Here is a 24,657-nt window from a genome sequence, read left to right on the forward strand (position 1 = left end):
GAGGGCTGCACCTTGGGAAAGGTGTGCAGGATAACGGGTACGGGCAGTTTCTGTTCATGTTGGGATACAAGCTGGAAGAATATGGAAAACATCTTATAAAAGTAGACCGTTATTTTGCATCCAGTAAGATCTGCAGTGTATGCGGACATAAGAAAAAGGAACTGGCATTGTCGGACAGAATGTATGTTTGTGAATGTGGAAATAGGATGGACCGGGATGTGAATGCAGCAGTCAACATCCGTGAAGAAGGAAAAAGAATCTATAAAGAATGTGCCTGACGGCACAAGAAAAAAATCCGTAACCGGATAAACATAAAAAACAAAACCGCGGGACACGCGGGGATAGCCTGTTTTAGCTTTGCCCTAAAGGGTAATCGAGCAGGAAGCCCCCACTTCAAAATCGTAAGATTTAAGTGGTGGGAGCATGTCACCGGACAGCCTGAAAGCCAAGGAGCGTAAGGCGCGTCTGCAGTACATGAGCTACCGTGATATGCTGACGACCTTGTATAACAGGAACAGGTATATTCAGGTTCTGGAAGGCATGCAGGCAAAAACAGTGATAAAAACAGGAGTAGCATATATTGATATCAATGGTCTGAAACGGGTGAATGATCTTTACGGACATGAGGCCGGAGACAGGCTGATCATAAATACAGCGCGTTCCATGCTTGCGATTCTGCCGGAGAATGCTTACCGGGTAGGTGGCGATGAATTTGTACTCATCTGTTTTGACATGGATGAGAAGATTTTTCGGAGTAAGGTCAGGGATATCTGTGACAGCATTGCTGCTAAAAGGATCAGTGTTTCTGTTGGCGCTGTCTGGGAGGAAAGCTCTTCGGAGCTTGAGACCATGCTGAGAAGAGCAGATGATCTTATGTATGAGGAAAAGAAGAAATATTATGAGGAACATGGAGTTGTTTGACCGGCTGGCACAGTCGAAATTCCGCAGCGGTTTTTATCTGAAAGAAAAAGATAAGGCTTATGCAGCAGACAAAGGCAGAGAAAAAATAGAAAAGCATGCACAGGATTTCATCCGTATGCGTCTGGCGCCTGCAGTGATCCCCAATGACGGGAAACAGACGCCGATGAAAGGCCATCCTGTATTTCTGGCCCAGCATGCCTGTGCCTGTTGCTGCCGTGGCTGCCTGGAGAAGTGGCACGGGATACCAAAAGGGCGTGAACTGACCGGCGAAGAACAGGAATACGTTGTGGATGTGCTGATGACCTGGATCGACCGGCAGATGGAAGGATACCGGCCGTCGAAAAGTTTGGCTTCAGCTTCCGGGAAGAAAGCGAAGGAACCGGAGTATGAGCAGCTGACGCTGCCGTTTGTATAGTTGATCAGAAGCGCAGCGACAGGTTCAATTGTGCTTGTTTGTACGAAAAAAAGAAATAACGATAAGAACAGGAAAAAGTTTCTGATTATGTTGTGCCCGGTATTTTTATATCGGGCATTTCGTTTGTAATGGAAGAAAGAGCTGGAAATCCGGGTAAAATTTTTCCGGGATTTTCTGTAACGTTTTTGAAACGGGTTCGTCTTATAAGTGAGAAGGGAGGAAAGAGAAAAACCGATGAACATAGAGGAACTTTACCGGACATATTTTGACATTGTATATCGGTATATCCGTTCTATCTCACAGGATGGAGCGCTGGTTGAGGAAGTGACACAGGAAACGTTTTTTAAAGCTCTGGAAAAGATAGACCAGTTCCGGGGTGACTGTGATGTGCGTGTGTGGCTCTGCCAGATCGCAAAAAATACGTTGTACGATCATCTGAAAAAACAGAAGAAGCAACTTCTCGGGGATGAGAAGCTGGAAGAAGCAGAAAGTGATGGCGGAGAGCTTCTGGAGGAAAAGCTGGCGCAGCGGAGCCAGGCTATGGAGATCCACAAAGTTCTGCATAGACTTTCGGAACCGTATAAAGAAGTTTTTTCCCTGCGGACCTTCGGAGAGCTTAAGTTTAGTGAGATCGGAATGCTTTTCGGAAAAAGTGAAAACTGGGCGAGGGTGACTTATTACCGTGCAAGAGTAAAGATCAGAGAGGAGTTGGAGCAATGAGGATCACATGTGATGTAATACAGGATCTGATGCCATCTTATGTGGACGGCATTTTAAGTGAAGACAGTCAGGCGTTGGTAAAAGAGCATATGGAAGCTTGTGAGGAATGCAGAAAAATGTTGGAGATTATGAAAGAGGAGCAGGGAAAAGAGCAGGCTCAAATGATATCATCTGCAGCCTCCGGAGCACGACGCAGAGCTGATGAAACGGAAAATATCGGAAGTGCAGCCGCACTGAAAAAAATCCGGAAAAAATTAATGATACGCAGAGTGCTGACAGCAGCAGTGGCAGTTATCCTGACACTCATCGTTGCGGCAGCAAGCTACAACCACTGGTATTTCAACGAAAAATACATGACCCTGGAAAATAGCGGAATGTACGTAAAAAATAATAATTTGTATTCTTCTAATAATCTCATCAATCGAATGAAAGTACAGTACACAGAAGATGGAAAAACAGAGTTCGTCTACGCCATTGACGCGCCATATGCAGGAACTCTGGAACTGAAAGGCGATGACATGCTGCTTCAGGATTTTTCCAAAAAGACAGAGGAAGTATCACCGGAAGATGACAGCACCCCGGAAACGGTAACAGAGGTTTATTATATGAGTGCGGAAGCCGGAAAGAAGAGCCTGGAATTAACAGAGCTGGAAGTAAAGGGAGATCTGGATGCAGCGGAGAAAATTGTGGATGAGATGAAACAGGAATCGAAGCTGATATGGTCGGAACAATAGAATAAAACTCTGTTTATGAATCAGGTAGAGATTTGTAATTCACAAAGGATTTATTCACTCTGGTTAAATGGAAACAGGCAAAGGTACTGTTCACTGGCAAAACCAGGCAAATGCAGGAAGATGGGCAGATACAGGATAGAAATACTGCATCGTCTATGTTAAAATAAAACCTGGACAGTACAGTAAAAAAAGTTCTATAAAAATTCTGTGCTGCAGGCGACAAAAACAGACAGCAGTGAATTTATTTACTGCTGAAGAACAGGAGGGACACAACATGTTATTTGTATGCTATCCAAAATGCAGTACCTGTAAAAAGGCTCAGAAATGGCTGGATGAGAGCAATGTGGAATATACGTTGCGTGATATCAAGACGGACAATCCAACTGCAGAGGAACTGAAAGCCTGGTGGGAAAAAAGCGGTCTTCCGCTGAAGCGTTTCTTCAATACCAGTGGAAATATTTATAAAGAGATGAAACTGAAAGATAAACTTCCGGAGATGAGTGAGGAAGAGCAGCTTGCGCTTCTTGCAACAGACGGGATGCTTGTGAAACGACCAATCCTTGTTGGGGAAGACAAGGTGCTGGTGGGCGCTAAAGAAAAAGAATGGGAAGAGTATCTGAAATCATGAAAAAGAAACTGAATTATGCGGATATCGTTAAGGAAACCGCAATCCTCACCGCGGCAGTGGCGATCATTGCAGCAGCGGTATATTTTTTCCTGGTGCCAAGCCATACGTCGGTCAGCAGTATTTCCGGTCTTGGAATCGTGCTTTCCAACTTTGTGCCGCTGCAGCTGTCGGCTATTACCATGATCCTGAATGTGGTATTGCTGATCATCGGATTTTTTACCTGTGGAAGAGAGTTTGGAGTTAAGACGGTTTATACCAGTGTGATGCTGCCGTTGTTTCTGAGATTGTTTGAGATCATTTTTCCAGATTTCGGTTCCATGACAGACAGCCAGGAACTGGATGTTCTGTGTTATGTTCTGGTAGTGAGTGTGGGACTTAGCATTCTTTTTAACCGGAATGCATCCTCAGGCGGACTGGATATCGTGGCGAAGATCATGAATAAGTATCTCCACATGGAGCTTGGAAAAGCCATGTCCCTTTCCGGTATGTGCGTGGCACTTTCCGCGGCGCTTGTGTATGATAAAAAGACGGTAGTCTTAAGTATTCTGGGAACGTATTTTAACGGAATTGTTCTGGATCATTTTATTTTTGATCATAACATCAAACGGCGCGTCTGCATTATCACGAAGAAGGAAGAGGAGCTGAGGCAGTTTATTGTTCATGACCTGCACAGCGGAGCCACGATCTATGAGGCCATCGGAGCCTATAAAATGGAAAAACGTCATGAGATCATAACCATTGTAGATAAAGGTGAATATCAGAAGCTGATGAAGTTTATAAACCAGGAGGACCCAAAAGCTTTTATTACGGTTTATAATGTGTCGAATATGCGGTATCAGCCGAAGAAATAAAAAACTCCCGGGATAAACCTCCCGGGAATTTTTTACCATATTTTACAGGAAAATATATTTCAGGATAAACAGCACTGCCAGTACATACATCAGAGCGCTGATCTTCTTTTCTTTTGCCTTACCTGTGATCAGGTTGATGGCTACGTATGTGATAATTCCCATGGAGATACCTTCGGAAATGCTGTAGAAGAACGGCATTGCGATGATACATACATAACATGGGATCGCCTCGGACATATCGCTGAAATCAATGCTGATAACATTGCTGAGCATGTACAGACCAACGATCACCAGAGCCGGAGCTGTGGCAAAGGACGGAATTGCCAGGAAGATCGGTGACAGGAACAGGGACAGGCCAAATAAGATGGCAGTTGTCACTGCAGTAAGTCCGGTTCTTCCGCCCTCGGATACACCAGAAGCACTTTCTACGAAAGTAGTAGTTGTGGATGTACCGAGAACAGCACCTGCAGTTGTTGCAACAGCATCTGCAAGAAGGGCACCCTTGATGTGAGGGAGCTTTCCATTCTTATCCAGCATACCGGCCTTGGAGGATACACCAACGAGAGTTCCGAGAGTATCAAAAAGATCTACAAATAAAAATGCAAACAGGATAACAAGGAAATCCAGTGAGAAAACTCCGTCAAACTGCAGCTTCGCAAAGATCGGAGCAAGACTCGGGATAGAGAGTCCGTTGCTGAAATCCGGAAGCAGGCTGTAGAAGCCGATTTCCGGGTTCGGAACATAAAGTCCGGCGAACTGACAGATGATTCCAAGTCCCCATGTGATCAGGATACCCCAGAGGATATTTCCCTTTACATTCTTAACAACCAGGATTCCGGTTACGATGATACCGATCAGAGCCAGGATAACGGTGATCCCGACGTTGTTGAAGGATGCCTCCACACCCTTGGCTGCGTTATAGCCATCTACAGAGAAAAGCTGCAGCAGAGTGGAGCCGCCGATCACGATATTGGCATTCTGTAATCCTACAAATGCGATGAAAAGACCGATACCAACGCTGACTGCGGATTTCAGGTTCAGAGGGATCGCGTTGAAGATTGCTTCACGTACATTGGTAAGTGAAAGAACGATAAATACGATACCTTCTGCAAAAACTGCGGTCAGTGCATACTGCCAGCTGTATCCCATACCGATAACGACTGTATAGGCAAAGTATGCGTTCAGACCCATTCCGGGTGCCAGTGCGAACGGGTAGTTGGCGAAGATCGCCATCAGCAGTGTTCCAAGGAAGGCTGCCAGTGCGGTAGCTGTGAATACAGCTCCGGAATCCATGCCGGTCGCGGACAGGATGTTCGGGTTAACTGCCAGGATATACGCCATTGTCATGAAGGTGGTGATACCTGCCAGAACCTCTGTTTTAGCGTCCGTTTTATTTGCGGACAGCTTGAAGATTTTTTCTAACATATTTCTTTCCCTTTCTTAAATATGTTTTTGGACAACATGTCTATTTTATCATATAAAAATTTCGTATGCAATCGTTAGTGCTCGCAGATATGGCTATAATAGGTCTTTTTTTGCAAAATACTTTTACAGGCAGGCAATTTGTGTGTAAAATACAGGAAAGAGAGTATTTGATTTACAGACGGGTTTATTTTGAAATAAAAGGGGGATGGATAATGTCTGAGAAAAAACTGCGGAATATTACAGATGTGCTCTGCTTTTTGATGATCCTTGGGTACGTGATGTATCTTGTGGCCACCTGGGGAAATCTGCCGGAGAGGGTGCCGATCCATTTTAATGCGCATGGGATCCCGGACCGGTATGGGAAGAAGGGCAGCCTTCTTCTGGAGCCGATTTTGGGGCTGCTGATCCTGGCGCTTCTGATGTTCTGTCAGAGATTTCCACAGTGGTGGAACTATCCGGTTGAGGTGACAGAGGAGAACAGAGAGCATATCTTTGAAATCGCGTCAAAAATGATGTCTGTGATCAAGCTGTTATCCATTGGAGTATGTCTTTATGCCGGGATCAGCGGGAATCTGGGAACGGCACCTATGTGGCCGGTGTGGATACTGATCGCAGGGATTTTCGTAACCTTGCTCCGGGGAATCCGGGGGATATATAAGGCTGGTAAAGAAACTGGCATGGATGAGGAGGATAAATCGTGAAGCGGTTGCGTTTGTGATCATGCAGCAGAGTGGAAGATAAATGTCCGATTTATTGTACTGAATATGGCTGGAACCAGCGAAAGCGGATCGCGAATATCCGCTTGGCGAAATTATAATAAAAACAGGAAAGGAATCTCAGGAGCATATGGCAGATACAAGAACAGATGAGCTTTACAGAGCGCTTCAGGATAAGGGATATCCCGATGAGCTGTGCCGGGAAATCGCCTATAAACATGTGAATACCGATTACACAGCTACACGGATGCTGGGGTATTTATACAGGGTGACAAGTCCCAGAGTGGAGGATGTGATCGATGAGATGCTGGCGATCTTAAGTGACCGGGAAGCCATCATCCGGAAAAAAGAGCTGGAGCACGCCCAGGCTACGATCAACAGCGTGTATCGGGAGGGTTTGTAACGGAAATCCCGGAGCTGTGCCAGTGCTGGCGGATCAGAAGCACTGCAGCAGTTCCGGGATTTTTTGATTTGATCCTGGTTCATGAACAGATACCTTTGGGGGTTCAGATGCTGAGTTCACAAAAACACTTCGCAGAACATTATCGGTGAACAGTAACAGGGATCCAACATCAAAAAATAAGAGGTAGAATCCCTGTACTTAATACAAAGAGATCACCGACTGCCTGTCCACGATCTCAACATCCAGGGCAGACTGGCAGGAGGAGCTGACAGAGCCGGTACGGATCTTTTCCAGAAGAAGGCTGGTGGCCAGCTTCGCCTTCTGGGGGATGTTCTGGGAAACCGAAGTCAGTTTTGGCAGGGTGTACTGGCAGAGAGTCAGGTTATCATATCCGATCACAGAGAGATCCACAGGAATGCGGTAGCCGCCCAGGCGGGCACCCTCCATAATTCCGATAGCACAGATATCCGCTGTAGTTACAACAGCGGTAACTGGAGAACAGTTGGATGCAATCTCACGGCCGGCCTGGATACCGCCCTCATAGGAAGGAGAGTACTCATAAACGTAATCCGGGTTAAAAGGGATATGGTTCTCCTCCAGCGCCCGTTTATAGCCATTGAAACGGTTGGTAAGAACGTGACGGTTTTTGTAATCGGCCACAAAAGCAATGGCGGAATGACCGTGATTGATCATATATTTTGTGGAAAGATACATGCCTTTCTCATCATTGGAGGTAATATTGATGAGATTGGGATGCTCCAGCTCGCAGTCAAAGGTGGCGATGGGGCAGGTGGCGGAATCCATCAGCTTCGCCATGTATTCGCCGGCGACAGGATAAAGAATGATGATTCCGTCTACATTCCAGTTTTTCAGAAGGGAAATGATATCCGCATTTTTTGATACAGAGCGGATCATGGTGAAATATTCATTCTTTTGCAGCTCTCCTTCGATAACACCGATCATGGTGCTGACATAAGGGTTCTCAAAATAGTTGATTCCCAGGAGCACATCTTTTTCATCGAGGGAAATGATAATGCCGATGATATGGGATTTTTTATTGGATAAGCTCCGGGCATTCAGGTTGGGAACATATCCGTATTCTTCTATGATCGCATTGACCTTGTCTCTGGTTTTCTGGGAAACGCGGCTGGTTTTGCCGTTGATCACATTGGAGACGGTCATCATACTGACACCGGCCAGGTCTGCGATATCTTTTAATGTCATACTACACACCTCTGTTCTTCCATAGCAGTTTCCGGGAAGGAAACTGCTGTCATACATACATATATATTATATAAAAAATTCTGACACATTTCTCAGTTAAAAATAAAAATACAATGAAAAATCCAGAATTTATGTATCCTCTTATTACAGGTTTACAAGGTTTAAACACGAAATATAAATGTTCGAAAAAAACGGTTTATAAACTATGCATATTATAGTCCAACATAGTGAAAAAATCAATGTATGATTGCGGGAAAATAAAAAAATGCAGCCTTGAAATATGAAAAATGCACAAAAAACTCATATAAATACTAGAAAAATCGATGAAATAATAAAATTATATTGACGAATCTCTATGCGCGTGATAGATTAACAATAGATTTAGCGCTAAACTAAAAGGAACGGAAAACGTAGTCAAAAAACAGGAAAATACCGGAAAGAAAGAGGTAATGCATGAAAAAGAGAGTTTTTGCAGCGGTAGTTGCTGCAGCAATGGTTGTAACTGCATTTACAGGATGTGGCAGTACAGGAAGTTCTGCCGGAAGTGACAGCAAATCCGAAGCCAAAGCAGAGGCACCTACAGAGCCTTTCGGAGATACGGTCAAATATGACCCAAGCGTGGAGATCAATGACGGAAAAGACATCACCGTAGAGCTTTGGGAGTGGGGCAGTGACGAGCTGTTCCAGCAGATCATCGACGGATACACAGCGATTCATCCAAATGTAACCATCAATCTTGTTGATAACCCATGGGAGGATTACTGGACCAAGCTTCCTCTTGCACTGGATGGAAACAACGGACCGGCTATTTTCAACGTACATAACAGCTACCATGAGAACCTGATCAATTACATGGCTCCTCTTGATATCCCCACAGAGGATCTGGAGGCAGATTTCAATGGTGTAAGCGCCCATGTGATCGATGGAAAGGTTTACTATATTGATTACGGTATGATGACCGGATCTGTATACTACAACAAAGATATGTGGGAGAAAGCAGGTCTGACAGATGCTGATATCCCGAAGACCTGGGACGAGATGATCGAGGTTGCCAAGAAGCTTACTATTAAAGACGGTGACAAGATCGTTCAGGCAGGTCTGAACTTCAACGATGATTTCCATCAGAATTACCTTCTTGGCCTGAATTATCAGCTGGGAGAAAACCTCTTCAAGGAAGACGGAGTTACTCCGAATGTAAACTCTGATGCAATGAAGAAGGTAATGCAGATGCTGGTAGATATGTATGATGTAGACGGCGTCGGTTCCAAGGACTTCGGTGAGAAAGCAGCAGACAGCTTCGGACAGGGACAGTCAGCCATGGTTATCCAGTGGGGACACTACTACAACACTCTGAAAACAACATGGAGCAACATCGACTTTGGCGTATTTGAGATCCCGACCTTTGACGGCGAGCCATATGCTTACAACCGTTACAACGGTGAGTCTACCTTTGGTGTGAACAAAAACGCTCCGGCTGACCAGCAGGCAGTTGCACAGGACTTCGTAAAATATTTCCTGGCAAACGATGACGCACAGATCGCATTTAACCTGGCAATGAGTACCTTCCCGGCTAAGAAATCTCTGGCAGATAATGAGAAGATCCTTGAGAATCCTTCTCTGAAGGTTCTTTCCGAGCACATTGACCACTATATCTGGCCGGGCCCGATGCCTGCAACTGTAGAGACTTCTATGAAAAAAGCAGGAGAGGATGTATTCTTCAACGGTGTTGACATCGATACTGCCCTGGACGAAGCAGAAGCCAACATCACAAAGGATATGAAGAACAGTACATTCAAATCTGTAGAAAACCTTTATAAGTATGCAAAATAAAAAGATGCCGTGAGTAATCCGCAGGTATCAGAGCAGAAAGGCGCACTTGGAAAAGGGTGCGCCTTTCTCGGCAAAAAGATGTGTATCGAAAAGATAAGGAGGATGCATCGATGTTTAAAAAAACAAATCCGCTGCAGAGCAAAAGCGAGATCATTTTGAGAAATATCGTTGTTCTGGCAATGGTGATCTTCTTTACGGTATTTCTGATCGTACCTATTGGAATCGCTTTTGCAGGAAGCTTTCATGAGTGGAACCCGTTGAGCGGTACTTACCGGTTCCTGGGTCTTGAGAATTATAAGGAAGTATTTACCAGTGCTCTGTTTGGAAAATCCATGTTGAACACAGTGATCTTCTCTGTTGTAGTTATTTTCTTTCGTGTAGGTCTTGGACTTGGAATCGCCTATGCGATCTATTCCACACTGATAAAATATAAAAGCTTTTTCAGAGCTGTATATTACATGCCAGTTGTAACTCCTATGGTAGCCGTAGCCTTTGTATGGAAATTCATGTACAATCCTCAGATCGGTACCATCAATCAGATCTTCGGACTGGATGTAAACTGGCTGATGAATCCGAAAACTGCTCTTCTTGCAATTATGATCATGACCATCTGGAAGGATTTCGGATATGCAGTTGTTATGTACATGGCAGGTCTCTATTCTCTTCCGACAGATGCTCTTGAGGCTGCAAAAGTAGATGGCGCCAACGCATGGCAGACGTTCCGTTACATCACACTTCCGCTGCTGAAGCCTATGACACTGTTCGTTATCATCACTTCTATTATTTCCTACCTTCAGGCATATGTTCAGATCCTGATCATGACAGAAGGTGGTCCCGGAACAGCAACTTACCTTGCATCCTACATCATCTATGATGAAGCGTTTGTAAAATACAACTTCGGATATGCATCTGCACTGTCCTTTGTATTGTTCGTTATCACAGCAGTATTTACCTGGTTATCATTCCGTGTTTCCGGAACAGAAGATTAAAGGAGGAAAACATTCATGAAAAGAAAAGTCAGCAGTATTGCTTTAAATGCACTCCTTCTGATCCTTGGAGTGGTTACCGTATATCCTTTTGTATGGATGATTTTTTCATCCTTCAAGGAAAATCAGGAGATCATGGCTCTGGAGCAGCATCTCCTTCCGCAGAAATTCATCATTGATAACTACATCAATATGAACGCACATTTTAATTTTGTCCGTTTCTTTTTAAACAGTATTGTTATTACGGTAGTGATCACTCTGATCGTAATTTATACAAGTACTATCTGTGGTTTTGTACTGAGTAAATACAAATTTAAAGGAAGAAATATTCTTTTCGGATTCGTACTTTCTACTATGATGATCCCGTGGTGTGTTACCATTATCCCGAAGTATTCCATGATCCAGGCATTTGGCTGGATGGACAGCTACAAAGCACTGATCATCCCGGCTATGTTCAGCGGCTTCGGAATCTTCATGATGAAGCAGCATATCTCCGCACTTCCGGATGAGATCCTGGAGGCGGCAAGAATTGACGGAGCCAATGAGTTTTATATTTTCCACAAGATCGTATTACCGATGTCAAAAAACGGAATCTTCAGTATTGCGATCTTCCAGTTCCTTTGGGCATGGGAGGATTTCCTGTGGCCATACCTGGTAATTACAAACAAAGACAAACAGCTTCTTGCCGTTGGTCTTAAGATGTTTAACGGACAGTATTCCACAGATTATGGTGCACTGTTTGCAGCAACTGCCATTTCTATCATCCCGGTACTTCTGATCTATCTGTTTTTCCAGAAACAGTTTATCGCCGGAATTGCAGCTTCTGCTGTAAAGGGATGATGGCATACAGATAATAAACGGAGGAACATAAATGCAGGACATATATAAAGTAGAAACGCATCCTCTGGCGTTAAGTGAAAATATGATCACAGGGGATAAATACAGGATTACGTTTCTCACAGAGGGATTGATCCGTCTGGAGTATGATGAGGAGGGCGTATTTGAGGATCGCCCCACGCAGATGGTGTTTTTCAGGGATTTTCCGAAAACGGACTATCGTGTAGTGCGTACAGAGGATGGGATCGAGGTCCATACGAAAAGAATCCATCTTATTTACAATGAGAAGGAATTTACCAGTTGGGGATTAAGTATTCAGGTAAAAGGAAACCTAAGTGCCTATCACAGCATCTGGCACTACGGAGAAGAGATCCATGATCTGAAGGGAACTGCCAGAACACTGGATATGGTGAACGGAGCTACAGAGCTGGAGCATGGTATTCTTTCCAGGTTCGGATATTCTCTGGTGGACGACAGCAGGTCGCAGGTGCTTTTGCCGGACGGCTGGATCGAGCCAAGAAGAAAGGGCATCAAGGATCTGTACTTCTTCGGATACGGACATGACTACAAAGAAGCACTTCATGATTTTTACAGACTCTGCGGAAAAACACCGATGCTTCCAAGGTTTGCTCTCGGAAACTGGTGGAGCAGATATTATAAATATTCTGAAGAAAGCTACAATGAGCTGATGGATAAATTCCAGGAAAAAAATATCCCATTTACGGTTGCAGTCATTGATATGGACTGGCATGTGACCGATGTTGATCCGAAATACGGAAGTGGCTGGACCGGATATACCTGGAATAAAGAGCTCTTCCCTGACCCGAAGCGTTTTCTGGATGGTTTACATAAAAGAGGAATGCGTACCACATTAAATGTACATCCTGCAGACGGCGTGCAGGGCTGTGAAGAAATGTATGAGGACATGGCAAAGGCCATGGGTGTGGATTATGAAAATGAAGATCCGGTAGTATGCGATCCGGCAAGTCCGAAATTTATAGAAGCCTATTTCAAATATCTTCATCATCCGAGAGAGGAAGAAGGTGTGGATTTCTGGTGGATCGACTGGCAGCAGGGAAGCAATTGTAAGATCGAGGGTCTTGATCCTCTTTGGATCTTCAATCACTTCCATTTCCTGGACAGTGCCAGAAACGGAAAACGTCCCATGACCTTTTCCAGATATGCAGGTCCCGGAAGCCACAGATATCCGATAGGCTTTTCCGGAGATACTCATATTACCTGGGATTCCCTTGATTTTCAGCCATACTTTACATCCACAGCCTCCAACATCGGTTATGGATGGTGGAGTCATGATATTGGTGGACATATGCTTGGATATAAGGATGACGAGATGACCGCCCGCTGGACACAGTACGGGATCTTTTCTCCGATCATGCGTCTCCACAGCTCATGCAGTGACTTCAACGGAAAAGAGCCGTGGCGTTTCAAAAAGGAGACAGAGGTTGTCATGGAAGAAGCTCTCCGTGAGCGCCACAGAATGATGCCGTATCTTTATACAATGAACTACAGAAGCTACCAGGAAGATCTTCCTCTGGTGGAGCCGATGTATTACGAATATCCGGAGGCACCGGAGGCATATGCAGTAAAAAATCAGTACTTTTTCGGAGATCAGCTGATGGTAGCGGCTGTGACAACACCGAGAGTAAAAGGCCTTAATGTAGCGAAGACGGCAGTATGGCTGCCGGATGGGGTATGGTATGATATTTACACAGGTCTGCGCTATGAGGGTGGACGAATGGTGGATATGTACCGTACTCTGGACAGTATCCCGGTTCTTGCAAAAGCAGGCGGCATTCTGGTGATGACCGATGAGATCCGTGGAACAGAGGCGGAAAAGAATCCGGAAAGCCTGAATATCCGGGTATTCCCGAGTGCTGACGGAAGCTTCAGATTGTATGAGGATGACAACGAAACCTGTGCTTACGAAAATGGTGCCTGTGTATTTACGGAAATGGATTATAAGGAAAAGAATCAGGGAGTGTTTACCATTCATCCCGCACAGGGAAAAACAGAGCTGATCCCGGCAAAGAGAGCTTATACCGTGGAGTTCTGTAATTTTGCGAAAACAGGCACAGATACTGTGAAGGTTCTGGTTAACGGAGCAGATGCTGAGGCTGCTGTAAAATATGAGGAGAAGCTTCAGAAGATCTGTGTGGAAGTGGCAGCAGATACAGCGGCAGAGGTGCAGATCATTCTCGCAGGAGAGGTAGCGGATAATCGTATAGAGAAACGTATCTTTGATTTCCTGAACCAGGCAGAGATCGGTTTTGTGCTGAAGGACAGATTATATCAGCTGATCACAGCCGGAAAGAAGCTGCCGGTTCTTCTGTCGGAGCTTCAGTCTATGGAACTGGAAAAGGATCTTTACGGAGCACTGATGGAGATCCTGACTGCGTAAAATATGAATAAAATCGCGTTTCCAAACCATACTATCATTATTATCAAAAGAAAGGATGATCATAATGATATTAAAGGAAAAAGAACGCACAGTGATCCAGGATCTTCAGACACAGGAAAAAAGCTGCATTGAAAAATACGGAAAATACGCACAGCAGGCCAGGGATCCGGAGCTTAAAAGCTTATTTCAGACTCTTCAGAAAAAAGAGCAGGAGCATTACGATTCCCTGAGCCAGGTGCTTTCCGGCACAGTTCCACAGGTAAACTGCAATGACAGTGACGGCCGTGATTACCAGCCAAAGACTACTTACACATCTGTGATGTCCTCAGAGGATAAGGAACACGATGCTTTTCTTGCAACAGACTGTATCGGAACAGAAAAGCTGATTTCCGGAGAATACAACTCGGAGGTTTTTGCTTTTGAAGACAGTGGTGTGAGGAAGCTTCTGGCAGATATCCAGGTGGAAGAGCAGAATCATGCGGAGATGCTTTACAAATATAAGACTGCGAACGGAATGTTCTGATATATAAAAAAAGGGAGGATTTCAGTAATGGAATTCTTCCTTTTTTTATTATATAATCAGGAGAACAGCAGGGAGAAATACTTTCCTGCAAAGAGAGGAGGAATAGATATGAAGGGAACCAGCTGCGAATACTGTGCAAACTATACATATGATGAAGAGTGTGACGAATATTACTGTGATGTCAATCTGGATGAGGATGAATATTATCGTTTTGTGAGCAGTGATTACAAGGAATGTCCGTATTATCGTTCCGGAGATGAATATAAGGTGGTACGTCATCAGATGTGACATAGAGTAACGGAAAAAACAGAGCAGAAATAAAGTGATAAGATAAATGCAGGTTTTCCACGAAAAGGAATGAGAGTTTTGGGGAAAATCTGCATTTTGATGTTTTGATATGTGCAAAAGGCTTCAAATTTGTAAAAATTGGCGTGTTTACATTTGAAAAAAATATCTTTATAATAAAAATATTGGTCTGACAGGTAGAATCTTTATACCATCCAGACGATGATAATGCTACAGGATTTTGTCTGAGACAAAATTTCGGGTAAGCGTCTGACAGACTTATAATAGATTTTTTGACTTGATGGAGGGTGTGACAGATTGGATATTATAAAGAAATTTGGGGATATGGTGGGAGAGGAATCCATCAGGGACCCGGAAAAAGCACGAAAACTTCTTCTCACTGGCTACCGGCTTCAGGAAAAACGTCTGCAGCTTTTTCCTGACAGGAAGCTTCCGGCTTCGGGACAGTATGTAGCCCGTGTAGTTATGCAGAATATTATCAAAGCCCTTGCAAAACCGGACGATACTGCTCTTGTGAGTATTTTTGTACCGGGAGAACTTCTGACAGCAGCAGGGATCACTCCGTATTCCGTGGAGGCAATGTCCTGCTTCATCGCCGGAACCAGATGCGAGCAGGCATTTCTGGCACAGACGGAATCAGAGGGCTTTCCGGAAACCATGTGCTCCTATCACAGAGTTTTTCTGGGAGCGTCCATGACAGGACTGGTACCGAAGCCCAAATGTACCATCTACACAAACCTTGCCTGCGATGGAAACATGATGACGTTTCCTTATCTGAAACAGAAATATCAGATCCCGGGCTTTTATATTGACGTACCCTATGAAAAAAATCAGGATTCCATCAGCTATGTTGCAGATCAGCTCCGCGAGATGAAGAAATTTCTGGAGGATGTCACAGGGAAAAAAATCTCCGAGCAGTCGGTACAGCGTGCAGTTGCCAACAGCAATGAAGCGGCCTCCTATTACAGCCGCCAGCTTGCCCTCAGGAAGGATCACGATCCGGTGACTTCCCTGACAAATGAGCTGTATGCGATCTTTATGTGCCATCTTCTTGCGGGCTCAGAGGAATCCCTGAAATACACAAAAATGCTTCTTGAGGATGTGAAGAAGGCACCAAAGGGGGAAGGTCTTCACATTTTGTGGATGCATATGATGCCGTTTTTGCAGGAGCCGGTAAAGGATGTATTTAATTACAGCCGGAACGTGCACATCAGTGCCTGTGATTTTGTCGCAGACGGCTTTCAGCGGATGCAGGCCTCGGATCCTTATGAGGCCCTTGCGGAAAAAATGGTCAACTGTATTTACAACGGAAGTGTGAAGCAGAGAATCCGGCGCGCCCAGGAGCTGGCGGACCTTACAGAGGCAGACGGCGGGATCCTTTTTGCACACTGGGGCTGCAAGGGAACCATCGGAGCTTCCAGCCTGATCAAAAATTCTCTGGAAAACGCAGGACTTCCAACCATGGTCCTGGACGGTGACGGCTGCAACCCGGCCAATTCCAGTGATGGCCAGGTATCCACACGACTTCAGGCATATCTGGAAATGTTGTCAGAAGGTAAGGAGGGAAAGAGATCATGATACATTACGTCTGTAAATATACACCGCTGGAGCTTTTTAAGGGTTTTGGCGAGGAATGTGCGGTTCTTGAGGAAATGCCGGAGAATTTTGAGCTTTCGGATCAGATCGCACATGCCAACCTCTGCGGCTTCGGAAAATCTGTGATCCAGGCAGTGCTGGAGGGAAAGGTAGAGCAGCTTGTTCTTGTTAACTGCTGTGATTCCATGCGCCGTGTGTACGACATTGTGGAAAGTACCGGTAAATGTAAATTTCTGTACATGCTGGACATGCCTCATGAGGATAACGACTGTGAAAAGGTGAAGCTTGCCCAGGGCATCCACCGTCTGAAGAAAGCTTATGAAAAATTTTCGGGGAAAACCTTCGATAAAAGTGGATTTCTGAATGCTTTTTCCCATGAAGATGTGGATAACCAGCCATACATCGGCGTTCTGGGTGTCCGTGTCAGCGGTGTCCTGGAAAAAATGATCCGGGATAACATCCGCATGGATGTGGAAAACCTGACCTGTACAGGTGGAAGACGTCTTGCAGTGATCCGTGAGGAGCTGGAAAAAATGGAAGACGATGCCATGTTCCTGGCTTATGCGGATGCACTTCTTTCCCAGATGCCCTGCTTCCGTATGAACAACAGCACCCGAAGAAACCGGCTGTATATGGATCCGAACCTGAAGGGGATTATTTATCATACCATCAAGTTCTGTGATTATTATGGTTTTGAATATGCAAGTATCAAGAGAGATATCAAGGTTCCGCTTCTGAAGATTGAGACAGATTTTACAAGCCAGAGTGCAGGTCAGCTCCTTACCAGAGTACAGGCTTTTGCGGAGACCCTGGAAGGCTCTGAGGATATGGACCCATCAAAAGGAATTAGCGAGGAGATAAGAAAAAAAATGGAATCAGGAGTTTATTATGTGGCAGGGATCGACAGCGGTTCCACAAGTACGGATGTTGTGATCCTGGATAAAGACGGAAAAATTAAATCGACCATGATCATCCCCACAGGCGGCGGCGCTATGATGAGTGCAGAGAAGAGCCTGGAGATGGCCGTGGAAAAAGCAGGGATCAGGAAAGAAGATATCGTGCGTATCGTTACTACCGGATATGGACGTGCCTATATTGACAGTGGTGATGACAGTATCACAGAGATTACCTGTCACGCAAAGGGAGCCCATTATCTGAATCCGAATGTGCGTACAGTTATCGACATCGGCGGTCAGGATATTAAGGCGATCAGCATTGACGAGAACGGTGCGGTAAAAAATTTCCTGATGAACGATAAATGTGCGGCCGGAACCGGACGCTTCCTGGAAATGATGGCCCGTACTCTTGGACTTTCCCTGGAGGAGATGAGTACCCGTGGTCTGGAGTGGAAAGAGAACGTAGTGATCTCAAGCATGTGTACTGTATTTGCGGAGTCCGAGGTAGTTTCTCTGGTTGCCCAGAATAAGGATGTGGCAGATATCATCCATGGTCTGAATGTATCTGTTGCTTCCAAGGTAGGAGCTCTTGCAGCCCGCCTTGGCAAAAAGAATCCGGGGGAATACATGATGACCGGTGGTGTTGCCAGAAATAAAGGTATCATCCAGGCACTGGAGGAGAAGCTGGGTGCAAAGCTTTATATCTGTGATGAGGCACAGCTTTGCGGTGCACTTGGTGCGGCACTGTTTGCTTATGAGAAGTGTAATGCGGCACGGTGATCAGATCAGACAAGTTGCCTGCGCAGTGAATGCAGAGTGTGAATATCCTTTTGGTCAGGGGCGGCGTGCCCACTCACTGGGCGAACAGCCACAGTTCTTTCGGAAGTACCGGCTGAAGTGGGAGAGATTTGAAAATCCGCACAGCAGAGCCACCTGCTGAACAGGCAGAGCTTCGTTGGTGAGCAGGTTTTTGGCTTTTTCCAGACGGAGCAGATTCAGGTCAGCATGGGGCGTGCTGTCAAAAAAATTCCGGTAGCAGGAATAAAACTGACTTTTTTCGAGATTAGCCATGGCGCAGAGTTTTTCTGTTGTCCATGGCTTTTCGTAATTGGTGAGCATTTCCAGGCGGATCTTCTGGAACAGGCTGTATAGCTCCGAGTCGGAAGAACTGCCGGCATCTGTACTACGGAGTTCCCGTGTGGCAGTGATCATCAGCTGGCAGAGCAGAGCATATTCATAATCCCGGGAAAAAGCTTCTCTGGCCAGATATTCATGCTGCAGTTTGCGGATATAGCGATCGATCTCCTGGCAGTCATTAGGGTAAAAAATCTCGTTGCAGGGAAGTCCGAACCGTTCTGCCAGATTTTCTCCGCAGGAAAAATGCACATAGCTGTTCCGGAATTTTCGCACAGCCTGATAATGCTGGGGATTTCCCGGAGTATAAAAGATGCAGGCATTATCCCGGGTGACAGTAAGCTGACCGCCCAGATAAACCTTCATTGGTGTTTTAAATAAAAGAAAAAGAAAATCTCCGCTTCCCTCCGGCCGGAAAATCCTGTCGTAATCGGAGTTGGAACGGTTGTATTCGCAGAAATTTAAGGTGAAATCCATGGAAATGCTGCGCTCCTTTCATTACGTAGATCAGACAATCCGACTGTGGCATTGTAAAGAACTTTCTGTCTGGAAGTATAAAGTAAAGTGACAGAGGGACGTCCGTCTGGTAAGACTGTCTTTACGATAAATCTTACCGGAAAAAAAGTCAACTATTTCGGAAGATAATCACTGGTATGGATAGAACAGGATGGTAAAATGAAACATAGAAACGGTTGATTTCCGCTGAGAGTGTGTGAGCGAACAGAGGCGTAAGAGCCGGTATATGGCGGAATCGGAAACAGAGCTAAATGCGGTAGCAGCAGAAAATAATAATTTACAGGAGGATTTTTACAATGAAAAAAGCGCAGATCATCGTGGACAAATATTTCCTCACCGGAAAAACAGACAAAAGGATCTTTGGTTCCTTTATAGAACATCTCGGACGTGCGGTTTATGAGGGGATTTATCAGGAAGGCAGCCCTCTTTCTGATGAGCAGGGATTCCGGAAGGATACTCTGGAACTGGTAAGAGAACTTCAGGTACCGATCGTTCGTTATCCGGGTGGGAATTTTGTATCCGGATTCCGTTGGGAGGATAGTGTCGGGCCGAAAGCTCAGCGTCCGTCCAGAACGGATCTGGCCTGGGGTGTCATCGAGACAAACCAGTTTGGACTCAATGAGTTTATGGACTGGTCCAGAAAAGCCGGCAGTGATGTGATGATGGCAGTAAACCTGGGAACAAGAGGCCCGGAGGATGCGAAAAATCTTCTGGAATACTGTAACTTTAAGGGAGGTACCTATTACAGTGATCTCCGTAAGGCTCACGGCTATGAACAGCCGCATGATATCAAATTATGGTGTCTCGGAAACGAGATGGACGGTCCGTGGCAGATGGGACATAAAACTGCGGCAGAGTACGGAAGAGTTGCAGCAGAGACTGCCCGCCTGATGAAATTTATGGATCCGGAGGTTGAGACTGTTGCATGCGGAAGCTCCAATCTGGAAATGCCTACCTTTGGCTCCTGGGAGTATACGGTTCTTGACGAGGCTTACGATCAGGTGGATTATCTTTCCCTGCATCAGTACTATGGAAATGCAGCGGGAGACACTGCCGATTTTCTGGCAAGCTCCAAGGGAATGGATGATTTTATCTCAGGAGTGGTTTCCATCTGCGATGCTGTAAAAGCAAAGAAGCATGGAAAAAAACAGATAAATCTTTCCTTCGATGAGTGGAATGTATGGTACCACAGCAATGAACAGGATAAGAAGCTGGAAAAATGGGTACAGGCGCCCCATCAGCTGGAGGATGTTTATAACTTTGAGGATGCACTTCTTGTGGGAAGTATGCTGATCACACTTCTCCGTCATGCAGATCGTGTAAAGATCGCCTGCATGGCACAGCTGGTAAATGTTATTGCGCCGATCATGACATCCGATACAGGCGCATGGCGTCAGACGATCTTTTATCCGTATATGCTGACAAGTGTGTTTGGAAGAGGAACCGTCCTTAATACACAGGTTCTTACACCTATATATGAGAGCAAGACTTATGGAGAGGCTCCATATCTGGATTCGGTGTGCGTCTGGAATAAGGAAAAGGATACACTGACGATCTTTGCGGTGAATAAGAGTCTGGATGAGGATATGGAAGTTTCCTGTGATTTAAGACAGTTTGAGGGGTATAAGATCATAGAGCATATCGTGCTGAATAACGATAATCTTCAGGCAGTTAATACAGAGGCGCAGCCCGAGAATGTAGTTCCTGTAAAAGCCAGTGCAGAATGCTCAAAGCTGGACGGCGGAAAACTGGAAGCAGTATTTACAAAACACAGCTGGAATATGATCCGTCTTGCGAAATAGGTGTGGGTGAAGTATAGTAGAAGTAGTTGCAGATAAGGTAAATCATGGGACATTATGGGAGGATTTTTTTATGTACGCACCTGCAAAGGAACGATACGAAACCATGGAGTATAACCGTTGCGGAGAAAGCGGTCTGATGCTTCCGAAGGTATCTCTCGGATTATGGCATAATTTCGGAGATACATCTGATTATGAAAATATGAAACAGCTTTGTTTCACAGCTTTTGACAACGGAATCACACAGTTTGACCTTGCCAATAATTACGGTCCGGCTTACGGAAGTGCGGAGCGGAATTTTGGCAAGATTTTGAAAGAAGAACTGATGCCGTACCGTGATGAGCTGATCATCACAACCAAGGCAGGCTATGATATGTGGGAGGGCCCTTACGGAAACTGGGGCAGCCGCAAATATCTTCTCGCAAGTCTTGACCAGAGCTTGAAACGTATGGGCCTGGAATATGTGGATATTTTTTACCATCACAGAATGGACCCGGAGACTCCCCTCGAGGAAACTATGGGCGCGCTTGCAACCGCAGTTCAGCAGGGCAAGGCCCTCTACGTAGGACTTTCCAATTATGATGGAAAAACCTTAAGTCAGGCAGCAGCGATCCTGAAAGACCTGAAATGCCCATTTGTGATCAACCAGAACCGTTATTCCATTTTTGACAGAACTGTGGAAGAGAACGGTTTAAAGAGAACTACCGGCATCCTGAAAAAAGGCCTGATCACTTTCAGCCCGCTTGCTCAGGGACAGCTGACAGACCGTTACCTGAACGGTATTCCGGAGGACAGCCGAATCCGCAGGGACGGAAGATTCCTGAAAGAAAGCGCCCTGACACCGGAGCGTCTGGACCAGATCCGGAGACTGAACGATCTGGCAGCACAGCGAGGCGAGAAACTTGCAGACATGGCACTTGGCTGGCTGCTCCAGCATGAGGAAGTCACCAGCGTGCTCATCGGAGCATCCAAACCGCAGCAGATCATTGATAATGTGAAGGCTATCCACTGTGCGCCGTTTACAGCTGAGGAACTGCGTCTGATCGACGCGATTTCTAAATAAGAGAAGTTTGACAATGAAACAGGGGTATGCTATATTGAAAAACAGAAAAGAAAAGTGCCAGCGGGAGCTTGTGTGACAGGCTGAGAGGAAGATAGATCTTCGACCGTACCTGATTTGGGTAATGCCAACGGAGGGATTGTGATTTCAGAGCGTGTCTCCGTGGAGTTTATCCATGGAGATGCGCTTTCACTTTTTTATGTGAGCTTCTGCGAAAGAGCGGGCAGGAAGGGGAGCGCCTTAATGTCTGGCAGGAGAGTGATATTCCGGAGGATTTTTCCGGAAGGATCATGTAAGCGATGGGAATCCGTGTTTTCGGAGTGAGAGGAAGTAAGGGAACTTCGACCGCCAAAATCTAAGGGCAGACTGCAGCAGACGGGAAGCTTTTGCCCGGATCTGACAGGGCTCTGCCTGATATTTCAGGGAGGAAAAACACTATGGAAAAACAAAGGATGCACACGCTTCGTATGGTAATGCTGGCAATGATGGTAGCGATCGGTGTCGTTATTTCACCGATCCTGAGGATTGAGGGAATGTGCCCCACGGCACATCTTGTCAATATCGTATGCTCGGTTCTGATGGGACCGTGGTATTCCCTTCTCTGTGCGACCATGATCGGCGTGATCCGTATGATGTTCATGGGAATTCCGCCACTTGCACTGACCGGTGCAATATTTGGCGCATTTCTTTCAGGTGTGTTCTACAGACTTTCCAAAGGCAAGATCATCTGCGCGGTGATCGGTGAGATCTTTGGAACAGGTATTATCGGATCCATGGTTTCTTATCCGGTGATGGCATTCCTGATGGGAAGAGGCGGGCTGACAGCATTTTATTATACGCCGATGTTCCTTGCAGCAACCACAATGGGAGGATGTGTTGCCTATATTTTCCTGAAGGCTCTGAGTAAAGCAGGTCTTCTGGTGAAATTCCAGGCAGCTTTGGGTTCAAAAACATATGAGACAAAGAATTTTACAACTGCGAAAGCGAATTAAAGAAGAAAAGCCGCTGATCCATTGCATCACCAATCCGATCTCGATCCATGACTGTGCCAACGTGGTCCTTGCAGTAGGTGCAAGGCCGATCATGGCGGAGCATCCGGCAGAGGTGACAGATATTACGGCATCGGCCGGTGCACTGATGCTGAATCTCGGGAATATTACTGATGCCAGGATCGAGTCAATGAAGCGTTCTATGAGAACAGCGATGGAAAATAAAATCCCGGTTCTTCTGGATCTGGTAGGGGTTGCCTGCAGTGATCTCAGGCTGGATCTGGCACGGGAGCTTTTGAGCATCGGCCATCCGGCAGTGCTGAAGGGAAATATGTCAGAGCTTCTGGCTGTTTCCGGACTGCCGTCTCATGCGATCGGAATCGATGCGGGGGCGCAGGATGCCCTGACTGCGGAAAATATGGAGACTGTCAGTGAGGTGCTGAGGGCTTTTTCAAGGAGTAATCAGGCAATTGTGCTGGCTACCGGGAAACAGGATTTTGTTACGGATGGTGAACGGGTTGTTCTGGTACAAAATGGCAGTGCGGCGCTGTCCGGGATCACAGGAACCGGCTGTATGGTCGGTGCACTGACTGCGGCGTTTTTGCCAGGGTGCGAAGATAATATTGCGAAAAAGATGACGGATAGTATAGAGGCAGGTGTCCGGTCTGGCGTTGAGATGGAATTAAATGGGAAATCCGGGAATTATTTGGCTGCGGCAGTGCTTGGTACTGCACTTATGGGTATCGCCGGCGAGGAAGCGGAGAAGATTTCCCGCGGTCCGGGAAGCTTTCAGGTGAATTTGCTGGATGAGATCTATGGGCTTTCGGATCGACAGCTGCTGAATCTGTTGAAAATTGAAATGTACTGAAAAAGAGGGGATCAGGATGGATAGAAAAGATTTGGATGTAACGTTGTATCTGGTGACGGATAGTTCTTATCATACGGAGGAGTCTTTGCTCCGTACGGTTGAGGAGGCTTGTAAGGGTGGTGTGACTCTGGTCCAGCTTCGCGAGAAGAATAAGGGTGGACGTGAGTATCTGGATAAGGCTTTTAAGGTGAAGGAGATCACAGATCGTTACAATGTGCCGCTGATCATTGATGATCGTGTGGATGTAGCGCTGGCCTGTGATGCGGCTGGTGTGCATGTTGGAGCTTCTGATATTCCGGTTGCTGTGGCAAGGAAGCTGATGGGACCGGATAAGATCGTGGGGGCTACTGCCAAGACGGTGGAGGCTGCTGTGAAGGCTTATGAGGATGGTGCGGATTATCTTGGTGTGGGGGCGATTTATCCTACTACTACTAAGGTTGTGACGATTCTTACCAAGGTTTCTACGTTGAAGGATATCTGTGAGGCGGTTCCGATTCCGGCGGTTGCGATCGGGGGATTGAATGCCGGGAATATGGATGTGCTTGAGGGTGCCGGTATGAGTGGTATGGCGGTTGTTTCTGCGATTATGAAGGCGGAGGATCCGAAGAAGAATGCGCGGGAGCTGAAGGAGAAGATTGTTGCTTTGATGGGAAAGTGATTTAGGACATGAGTGAAGAGCAGTGGTGAATTTGAGGTTCATTGCTGTTCTTTTTTTGTTGAAATACGGACGCCCGTGAGGCGTGTGCTGCCTGTCGCCGGGGCTTCGTCGGGGGCTGCTCGGGAGTTTGGGTGTAAATGTTGGGTTGAGTGGCCTTTGCCGGGAGATGGATGAGCTATCAGCGCTGCGCTGGATAGCTGGGA

At 46.0% G+C, this 24,657-nt stretch carries 25 protein-coding genes and 1 riboswitch; of the genes, 22 read left to right on the forward strand and 3 right to left on the reverse strand.

Annotated elements, in window-relative coordinates; all coding sequences use genetic code 11:
• The 7 genes from DWX61_RS00005 to DWX61_RS00035 all read left to right on the forward strand — a co-directional run.
• On the forward strand, positions 1-278 hold a 278-nt coding region (locus DWX61_RS00005), incomplete at its 5' end, for a zinc ribbon domain-containing protein (protein ID WP_147419606.1).
• Between the two features lie 145 nt (positions 279-423).
• Positions 424-921 (forward strand): GGDEF domain-containing protein, encoded by a 498-nt coding sequence (locus DWX61_RS00010; protein ID WP_118623140.1) that lies wholly within the window; start codon positions 424-426, stop codon positions 919-921.
• Entirely contained in the window at positions 899-1,336 is a 438-nt protein-coding gene (locus tag DWX61_RS00015) for a DUF4186 domain-containing protein (RefSeq protein ID WP_202030576.1), read from the forward strand. The genes DWX61_RS00010 and DWX61_RS00015 overlap by 23 nt, the downstream gene beginning before the upstream one ends.
• A 234-nt stretch (positions 1,337-1,570) precedes the next feature.
• Complete coding sequence (locus DWX61_RS00020; protein WP_118623144.1) at positions 1,571-2,056, forward strand: RNA polymerase sigma factor; 486 nt, start codon at positions 1,571-1,573, stop codon at positions 2,054-2,056.
• Positions 2,053-2,790, forward strand: a complete 738-nt coding sequence (locus DWX61_RS00025) for a zf-HC2 domain-containing protein (protein ID WP_118623146.1) — start codon at positions 2,053-2,055, stop codon at positions 2,788-2,790. Before DWX61_RS00020 ends, DWX61_RS00025 begins: the two co-directional genes overlap by 4 nt.
• Positions 2,791-3,064: 274 nt before the next feature.
• A complete protein-coding gene (locus DWX61_RS00030) occupies positions 3,065-3,418 on the forward strand; it encodes an arsenate reductase family protein (protein WP_118061718.1) in 354 nt (117 codons plus the stop codon).
• Entirely contained in the window at positions 3,415-4,269 is an 855-nt protein-coding gene (locus DWX61_RS00035; protein WP_118623148.1) for a YitT family protein, read from the forward strand. The genes DWX61_RS00030 and DWX61_RS00035 overlap by 4 nt, the downstream gene beginning before the upstream one ends.
• Positions 4,270-4,311: 42 nt before the next feature.
• Here DWX61_RS00035 and DWX61_RS00040 read toward each other — a convergent pair whose 3' ends face one another.
• On the reverse strand, positions 4,312-5,694 hold the full coding sequence (locus DWX61_RS00040; RefSeq protein WP_118623150.1) for an NCS2 family permease: 1,383 nt from the start codon (positions 5,692-5,694) through the stop codon (positions 4,312-4,314).
• A 212-nt stretch (positions 5,695-5,906) separates the two neighbouring features.
• Between DWX61_RS00040 and DWX61_RS00045 the strand changes: the two genes are divergently transcribed.
• Both DWX61_RS00045 and DWX61_RS00050 read left to right on the forward strand, forming a co-directional pair.
• A complete protein-coding gene (locus DWX61_RS00045) occupies positions 5,907-6,395 on the forward strand; it encodes a DUF1648 domain-containing protein (RefSeq protein ID WP_182433918.1) in 489 nt (162 codons plus the stop codon).
• A 145-nt stretch (positions 6,396-6,540) separates the two neighbouring features.
• Positions 6,541-6,813, forward strand: coding sequence for a hypothetical protein (locus DWX61_RS00050; RefSeq protein WP_118623154.1), 273 nt, complete (start codon positions 6,541-6,543; stop codon positions 6,811-6,813).
• A 198-nt stretch (positions 6,814-7,011) separates the two neighbouring features.
• Here DWX61_RS00050 and DWX61_RS00055 read toward each other — a convergent pair whose 3' ends face one another.
• Complete coding sequence (locus DWX61_RS00055; protein WP_118623156.1) at positions 7,012-8,037, reverse strand: LacI family DNA-binding transcriptional regulator; 1,026 nt, start codon at positions 8,035-8,037, stop codon at positions 7,012-7,014.
• Positions 8,038-8,490: 453 nt separating this feature from the next.
• Here DWX61_RS00055 and DWX61_RS00060 point away from each other — a divergent pair, with 453 nt between their 5' ends.
• From DWX61_RS00060 to DWX61_RS00095, 8 genes are all read left to right on the forward strand, one after another.
• Entirely contained in the window at positions 8,491-9,867 is a 1,377-nt protein-coding gene (locus tag DWX61_RS00060; protein ID WP_118623158.1) for an extracellular solute-binding protein, read from the forward strand.
• Positions 9,868-9,977: 110 nt separating this feature from the next.
• Positions 9,978-10,856, forward strand: coding sequence for a carbohydrate ABC transporter permease (locus DWX61_RS00065; protein WP_118061727.1), 879 nt, complete (start codon positions 9,978-9,980; stop codon positions 10,854-10,856).
• 15 nt (positions 10,857-10,871) lie between these two features.
• Entirely contained in the window at positions 10,872-11,693 is an 822-nt protein-coding gene (locus DWX61_RS00070; protein ID WP_118512743.1) for a carbohydrate ABC transporter permease, read from the forward strand.
• 31 nt (positions 11,694-11,724) lie between these two features.
• Positions 11,725-14,109 (forward strand): glycoside hydrolase family 31 protein, encoded by a 2,385-nt coding sequence (locus DWX61_RS00075; RefSeq protein ID WP_118512742.1) that lies wholly within the window; start codon positions 11,725-11,727, stop codon positions 14,107-14,109.
• Between the two features lie 64 nt (positions 14,110-14,173).
• Positions 14,174-14,632, forward strand: a complete 459-nt coding sequence (locus DWX61_RS00080; protein WP_118512741.1) for a ferritin-like domain-containing protein — start codon at positions 14,174-14,176, stop codon at positions 14,630-14,632.
• Between the two features lie 108 nt (positions 14,633-14,740).
• Positions 14,741-14,920, forward strand: a complete 180-nt coding sequence (locus DWX61_RS00085) for a DUF6472 family protein (RefSeq protein WP_015526328.1) — start codon at positions 14,741-14,743, stop codon at positions 14,918-14,920.
• Positions 14,921-15,235: 315 nt separating this feature from the next.
• Positions 15,236-16,516 carry a 2-hydroxyacyl-CoA dehydratase subunit D gene (locus tag DWX61_RS00090; protein ID WP_118512740.1) on the forward strand — a complete coding sequence of 427 codons (1,281 nt, stop codon included), beginning with the start codon at positions 15,236-15,238 and terminating at the stop codon, positions 16,514-16,516.
• Positions 16,513-18,210: an acyl-CoA dehydratase activase gene (locus DWX61_RS00095; protein ID WP_118623160.1), complete on the forward strand. Its 1,698-nt coding sequence runs from the start codon at positions 16,513-16,515 to the stop codon at positions 18,208-18,210. The genes DWX61_RS00090 and DWX61_RS00095 overlap by 4 nt, the downstream gene beginning before the upstream one ends.
• Positions 18,211-18,264: 54 nt before the next feature.
• On the opposite strand, the gene DWX61_RS00100 is transcribed toward DWX61_RS00095, so the two are convergent.
• Entirely contained in the window at positions 18,265-19,041 is a 777-nt protein-coding gene (locus tag DWX61_RS00100; RefSeq protein WP_118623162.1) for a helix-turn-helix domain-containing protein, read from the reverse strand.
• 335 nt (positions 19,042-19,376) lie between these two features.
• Here DWX61_RS00100 and arfA point away from each other — a divergent pair, with 335 nt between their 5' ends.
• The 5 genes from arfA (at position 19,377) to thiE (ending at position 24,454) form a co-directional block, all read left to right on the forward strand.
• On the forward strand, positions 19,377-20,882 hold the full coding sequence (gene arfA / locus DWX61_RS00105; RefSeq protein WP_118623164.1) for an arabinosylfuranosidase ArfA: 1,506 nt from the start codon (positions 19,377-19,379) through the stop codon (positions 20,880-20,882).
• Between the two features lie 70 nt (positions 20,883-20,952).
• Positions 20,953-21,942 (forward strand): aldo/keto reductase, encoded by a 990-nt coding sequence (locus tag DWX61_RS00110; protein WP_118623166.1) that lies wholly within the window; start codon positions 20,953-20,955, stop codon positions 21,940-21,942.
• A gap of 50 nt (positions 21,943-21,992) precedes the next feature.
• A riboswitch (TPP riboswitch) is annotated at positions 21,993-22,095 on the forward strand.
• 281 nt (positions 22,096-22,376) lie between these two features.
• Complete coding sequence (gene thiW / locus DWX61_RS00115; protein ID WP_118512736.1) at positions 22,377-22,931, forward strand: energy coupling factor transporter S component ThiW; 555 nt, start codon at positions 22,377-22,379, stop codon at positions 22,929-22,931.
• Positions 22,894-23,796, forward strand: coding sequence for a hydroxyethylthiazole kinase (thiM, locus tag DWX61_RS00120; RefSeq protein WP_118623168.1), 903 nt, complete (start codon positions 22,894-22,896; stop codon positions 23,794-23,796). Before thiW ends, thiM begins: the two co-directional genes overlap by 38 nt.
• A gap of 16 nt (positions 23,797-23,812) precedes the next feature.
• Positions 23,813-24,454 (forward strand): thiamine phosphate synthase, encoded by a 642-nt coding sequence (gene thiE / locus DWX61_RS00125; RefSeq protein WP_015526321.1) that lies wholly within the window; start codon positions 23,813-23,815, stop codon positions 24,452-24,454.
• The last annotated feature ends 203 nt before the right edge of the window (positions 24,455-24,657 follow it).

The organism is Ruminococcus sp. AF20-12LB (genome assembly GCF_003478985.1).
Taxonomy (GTDB): Bacteria; Bacillota; Clostridia; order Lachnospirales; family Lachnospiraceae; genus Blautia_A.